The following is a 1,418-nucleotide window of genomic DNA, read 5'->3' as shown; positions in this document are numbered from 1 at the left end:
CTAGTAGTGCTTCGTTAGGTTCTGGGTCTGGTTCTGCGTGTGGCCAGGGGCCGACCGCATGTGGTGCAGGTGCCGGTCCAGCACCTCAGCAGGTCCTGGAGCGTGTCCAGGACCTGGTAGAGAGTCAGGCCGGCATTTGGGCTTTTGGGTCGAGGCGCCGGAGGGTGAGGAATGCCTGGGCGGCGGTGACGAGGGTGACGTGGTGGTGCCAGCCGCGCCAGGTGCGGCCCTCGAAGTGGTCCAGGCCGAGGCCGTGCTTGAGTTCGCGGTAGTCGTGCTCGATGCGCCAGCGCATCTTCGCCCACCGCACCAGGTCAGCGACCGGTGTGGTGGCGGGGAGATTCGATATCCAGTAGTCCGTCGGAGTGTCCTGGCCGTCCGGCCATTCGATGAGGAGCGTCTGGACAGGCAGGACGCCGTCCCACCGGTTGCGGCCGCCGCCCGCCTCCTGGGCCGCGGTCAGGGACTGCTTGCCCGCGGGCCGCACTGCCAGCACCGCGAACCGTGAGGTCATCGGGCCTTTGCTGCCCTGCCTCCAGGTCACCTCGGTGAATCGCTCCGCACCCGCCTCCGCGGCGAGGACGCACACGGCTCGCGGTGGGGTGCGGTAGCGGGGAAGGGTGGGTGGTCCGAGCCCGCCGTAAGCAGGCTGGTACGGCTCGGCATCCTCCCGGTGGGCGACTTCCTTGCCGTTCAGGGCCAGCACGTAGGACAGGCCTCGCTCCTCAAGGCCGAGCCGGAACGGGGTGCTGACTCCGTAGCCGGCGTCGGCGACCACCACCGGCGCCTTCAGCTGCCACTCGGCGAGCGTGTCCAGGAGGCCGAGCGCGAGACGCCACTTCTCCCGGTGCACCACGTCGTCGGGAACTCCTGCCCTGCGGCATCGGTCCGGCTCGCCCGCCCACTCACGCGGCAGATACAACTGCCACTCCAACGGGCACGAGGCGGAGTCGGTGGCGGCATGGACACTGACCGCGACCTGGCAGTTCGCCCGTTTCCCCAAGGCTCCGCAGTACTGGCGGGCCACCCCGACCGAAGCCGTCCCGCACTTGGGAAACGACACGTCATCGATCACCCACACCTCGGGCCTGACAACTTCTGACAGCCGCTCGGCGATCCGCCGCCTGACCGGCAGCGGATCCCACGGCGACTGGTTCACGAACTGCTGCAGAGCCTGCATGTTCCCGTCCGGCAGCCGCTCGGCCATCGGCTGGATCGACTTGCGCCGGCCGTCCAGCAGCAGGCCCCGCAGATAACACGCGCCCCACCGCCGCTGATCCCGCCGCGGCAGCGAGGCGAACACATCGGCAACGAACTCCGATAACTCACCCCGGAGCCGTTCCACCTCCCCCAGCCTCATACCAGAGAAGATGCCCACCACCAGGCGAGATACCCGACGTAACGAAGCACTACTAGGT

General features: G+C 68.5%; 1 protein-coding gene. It reads right to left on the bottom strand.

All coding sequences use genetic code 11. The annotated features are described in order from the left end of the window. Positions 1-124: 124 nt before the first annotated feature. Positions 125-1,360 (bottom strand): IS701 family transposase, encoded by a 1,236-nt coding sequence (locus EF903_RS32555; protein WP_125548528.1) that lies wholly within the window; start codon positions 1,358-1,360, stop codon positions 125-127. Positions 1,361-1,418 lie beyond the last annotated feature (58 nt).

It is taken from the genome of Streptomyces sp. WAC05292, assembly GCF_003949955.1.
Taxonomy (GTDB): domain Bacteria; phylum Actinomycetota; class Actinomycetes; order Streptomycetales; family Streptomycetaceae; genus Streptomyces; species Streptomyces globosus.
Note: the sequence above shows the minus strand (reverse complement) of the source record. Positions and strands in the feature narration are given on the sequence as shown.

What these genes read in the sequence shown, in the direction of transcription:
- EF903_RS32555 (WP_125548528.1), bottom strand. Translation starts at nt 1,360, where the DNA reads ATGAGGCTGGGGGAGGTGGAACGGCTCCGGGGTGAGTTATCGGAGTTC.